Source organism: Paraburkholderia tropica (assembly GCF_914484835.1).
GTDB lineage: Bacteria > Pseudomonadota > Gammaproteobacteria > Burkholderiales > Burkholderiaceae > Paraburkholderia > Paraburkholderia tropica_A.
Genome location: NZ_CAJZAR010000046.1, coordinates 116,606 through 117,196, shown reverse-complemented (window position 1 = coordinate 117,196; position 591 = coordinate 116,606). Strand labels below are relative to the sequence as shown.

The following is a 591-nucleotide window of genomic DNA, read 5'->3' as shown; positions in this document are numbered from 1 at the left end:
CGGTGTCGTCGATCCGTTCGGCGGACAAGCAGCTGGTCGACGCGCAGCACGCGCTCGATGCGTCGACGAAGGCGTACCAGCTCGCCGTGATCCGCTACAAGGCGGGCCTCTCCGAGCAGTTGCAGGTGCTCAACGCCGACCAGAACCGCCTCGCCGCCGAGCAGACCGTGACGAACCTGAAGTCGCAGCGCGCCGACGAGCAGATGGCGCTGATCAAGGCGCTGGGCGGCGGCTTCGACGCGCAGAACGCGGGGCTCGTGCCGCCGGCGCAGGTCGGCAGCGAAGCGAAGGGCACGAACAGCGGCCAGAGCGACGTGAACGGCAGCCCGTGGCGCGATGCGCCGTGGAGCGCGTCGGCTTCGTCGGCTTCGGCCACGTCGGCGCACGCGGCCGCCGCGACGAACTGAATTCCAATAACTGAACGCACAGCACGCAAGAACCCGGAGATCCTTCCATGAGCACCCCCCAGCAACCGGCCGCCAATCCGCAGCCGAACGCGAACAACGGCAAGCGCAAGCGCATGATGACGCTGCTCGTCCTCGTGATCGTGATTGCAGCCATTGCCTACGGCCTCTACTACTTCCTCGTCGC

At 67.3% G+C, this 591-nt stretch carries 1 protein-coding gene and 1 pseudogene; both read left to right on the top strand.

Annotation, left to right across the window (positions count from 1 at the left end):
* A partial coding sequence (locus LDO54_RS15325; RefSeq protein ID WP_224011534.1) for a TolC family protein occupies positions 1-407 on the top strand: 407 nt, incomplete at its 5' end.
* 47 nt (positions 408-454) lie between these two features.
* Positions 455-591 (top strand): annotated as a pseudogene (locus tag LDO54_RS39250) (EmrA/EmrK family multidrug efflux transporter periplasmic adaptor subunit); the annotation flags it as partial.